We start from the raw sequence: 3,009 nt of genomic DNA on the forward strand, positions 1-3,009 counted from the left end.
CTCCACGTCCGCCAGCACCGCCCGGGTCTGCCGCGCCAGCACCGCCACGTAGAGCACCGGCGGCAGCAGCGGGAGGAACCCCAACTCGATGGTGTCCACCACCAGCGGGACGCGGTTGAGCACCAGCCACTCCACCGCGACCACCGCGAACAACGAGTCGAACGCGTCGGAGGTGAACACCAGCACGGCCAGGGTCAGCGCGGCCAACACGAGCACGGTCACGATGACGGGCAGCGCAGCGGCCGCCGCCGTCCACAGCAGCGAACGGGCGCCCGCAGGAGACCGTCGGGCGGCGGGGCGGATGACGCGTGGGGGACTCACGCTGACCACCGTAGAGAGCCGGTCCGACATGCCCACCCCCGGCACGCCGCGACCCCCGCCATCCGGGGATGACGGGGGTCGCGGGAACGCTCACGCACGGCCGCCCCTCACGGGGCCGCCGCGGGTGGATCACACGGCGTCGAGGATCTCCTTGGCGAGCTGGGCGGTCTCGGACGGCGTCTTGCCGACCTTCACGCCCGCGGCCTCGAGGGCCTCCTTCTTGGCCTGCGCGGTGCCGGCCGAGCCGGACACGATCGCGCCGGCGTGACCCATCGTCTTGCCCTCGGGGGCGGTGAAGCCCGCGACGTAGCCGACGACCGGCTTGGTGACGTTGGCCTTGATGTAGTCGGCGGCACGCTCCTCGGCGTCGCCGCCGATCTCGCCGATCATCACGATGACCTTGGTCTCCGGGTCGTTCTCGAAGGCCTCGATGCAGTCGATGTGCGTGGTGCCGATGATCGGGTCGCCGCCGATGCCGATGGCGGTCGAGAAGCCGTAGTCGGCCAGCTCGTACATCATCTGGTAGGTCAGGGTGCCCGACTTGGACACGAGACCGACCGGGCCCTTGCCGGCGATGTTGGCCGGGGTGATGCCGACCAGCGACTCACCCGGCGTGATGATGCCCGGGCAGTTGGGGCCGATGATGCGGGTCTTGCCGCCCTTGGCGAGGTTGTAGTTCCACGCGGTGGCGGTGTCCAGGACCGGGGCGCCCTCGGTGATGACCACGGCGAGCGGGATCTCCGCGTCCACGGCCTCGATGATGGCGTCCTTGGTGAACGGCGGCGGCACGAACAGGATCGTCGTGTCGGCGCCGGTGGCCTCCATGGCCTCCTTCACCGAACCGAAGACGGGCAGCTCGATGTCGTTGCCGTCCTTGTCCTTGTGGGACACGGTGGTGCCGGCCTTGCGGGCGTTGACGCCACCGACGATCTGGGTACCGGCCGCGAGCATGCGCGCGGTGTGCTTGGTGCCCTCGCCGCCGGTGATGCCCTGGACGATGACCTTGCTGTCCTTGTTGAGGAAGATCGACATGTGTGTAAGGTCCTCTTTTTCTTACTTGGCGGCCAGCTCGGCGGCCTTGTCGGCGCCGGAGTCCATGTTGTCGGCCAGGGTGACGAGCGGGTGGTTCGCCTCGGCGAGGATCTTGCGACCCTCCTCGACGTTGTTGCCGTCCAGACGCACGACGAGCGGCTTGTTGGCCTCGTCGCCCAGGATCTCCAGAGCCTTGACGATGCCGTTCGCCACCGCGTCACAGGCGGTGATGCCGCCGAAGACGTTGACGAAGACGCTCTTGACCTGCTCGTCACCGAGGATGACGTCGAGGCCGTTGGCCATGACCTCGGCCGAGGCGCCGCCACCGATGTCGAGGAAGTTGGCGGGCTTGACCCCCCCGTGGTTCTCGCCCGCGTAGGCGACGACGTCGAGGGTCGACATGACCAGACCGGCGCCGTTACCGATGATGCCCACCTCGCCGTCGAGCTTGACGTAGTTGAGGTCGTTCTCGGCGGCCTTCTGCTCGAGCGGATCGGTGGTGCCCGCGTCGGCGAAGTCGGCGAAGGTGTCCTTGTGGCGGAACTCGGCGTTCTCGTCCAGCGTGACCTTGCCGTCGAGGGCGAGGATCTCGTCGTTCGGCGTGCGCACGAGCGGGTTGACCTCGACCAGGGAGGCGTCCTCCTTGACGAAGACCTCGTACAGCTTGGCGATGGTCACCGCGGCGGCGTCCAGCACCTCCTCCGGCAGGTGGCCGGCCTTCGCGATCTCGCGGGCCTTGGCCACGTCGACGCCCTCGGTGGGGTCGATGTTGATCTTCGCGAGCCGGTCCGGGGACTCCTCGGCGACCTGCTCGATCTCGACGCCGCCCTCGACCGAGCACATGGCCAGGTAGTTGCGGTTCGCGCGATCGACGAGGAAGGAGATGTAGTACTCCTCCGCGATGTCACTGGCCTCGGCGACCAGCAGCTTCTTGACGATGTGGCCCTTGATGTCCAGGCCCAGGATGTCCTCGGCCCGGGCTCGAGCCTCCTTGGCATCCTCCGCCAGCTTGACGCCGCCGGCCTTGCCACGGCCACCGACCTTCACCTGCGCCTTGACGACGACAGGCTTGCCGATCTCGGCCGCGACCTTCTCGGCCTCTTCCGCGGTGTCCGCGACGCGCCCCGGGGTGGTGGGCACGTCATGCTTCGCGAAAAGAGCCTTTGCCTGGTATTCAAAGAGATCCATCAGCTCACCATCTTGACGTGGGTAGATTCGCCCGGCCCTGTTGCAAAGCCGAGTCCTGCCTCATCCTAGGCGCGCGGTGTGTCGCCCGTCGCACCCCGGGGGTATCCATGTGCACTGAATCACAGTGCACGCCCGCCCATTCGCGGCCGCTGCCGCCACTGGCCCCCCACGGACGCCCGCAGACCCCGTGAACCACACGAGTCACACGGATGTGATGCACCCCTCCCTCTCGGGGCGGCCACTGCCTTGCGGGACCGTTGCCAGTCCGTTACCTTGGACGACGTTCATCACGAAAAGATCACGGCGCGACGACAGAGGGGAAACGACCACGGTGAGAGAGTCGCATCAGGAAGTAGCAGCGACTCCTGTCGTCATCCCTCCGGCCGGTGCGCACCGGGTCGGCCGCCACCGGATGCCCGCGCCGCCGACCGCCCTGCGCGGTCGCGCCGCCGTCCTGGCCGTGGCCGC

2 protein-coding genes and 1 pseudogene are annotated in these 3,009 nt (G+C 68.3%); all 3 read right to left on the reverse strand.

Features of this window, described 5'->3' with window-relative positions; genetic code table 11:
- Nucleotides 1-321 (reverse strand): annotated as a pseudogene (locus tag G6030_RS06180) (hypothetical protein); the annotation flags it as partial.
- Nucleotides 322-450: 129 nt separating this feature from the next.
- Nucleotides 451-1,353: a succinate--CoA ligase subunit alpha gene (sucD, locus tag G6030_RS06185; protein ID WP_182642522.1), complete on the reverse strand. Its 903-nt coding sequence runs from the start codon at nucleotides 1,351-1,353 to the stop codon at nucleotides 451-453.
- 21 nt (nucleotides 1,354-1,374) lie between these two features.
- The gene (sucC, locus tag G6030_RS06190) at nucleotides 1,375-2,541 is read right to left on the reverse strand and encodes an ADP-forming succinate--CoA ligase subunit beta (protein WP_007626036.1); all 1,167 of its coding nucleotides are present in this window, start codon (nucleotides 2,539-2,541) and stop codon (nucleotides 1,375-1,377) included.
- Nucleotides 2,542-3,009: the final 468 nt, after the last annotated feature.

The organism is Dietzia sp. E1 (assembly GCF_014145015.1).
Lineage (GTDB): Bacteria > Actinomycetota > Actinomycetes > Mycobacteriales > Mycobacteriaceae > Dietzia > Dietzia cinnamea_A.

What these genes read in the sequence shown, in the direction of transcription:
- sucC (WP_007626036.1), bottom strand. Translation starts at nt 2,541, where the DNA reads ATGGATCTCTTTGAATACCAGGCAAAGGCTCTTTTCGCGAAGCATGAC.
- sucD (WP_182642522.1), bottom strand. Translation starts at nt 1,353, where the DNA reads ATGTCGATCTTCCTCAACAAGGACAGCAAGGTCATCGTCCAGGGCATC.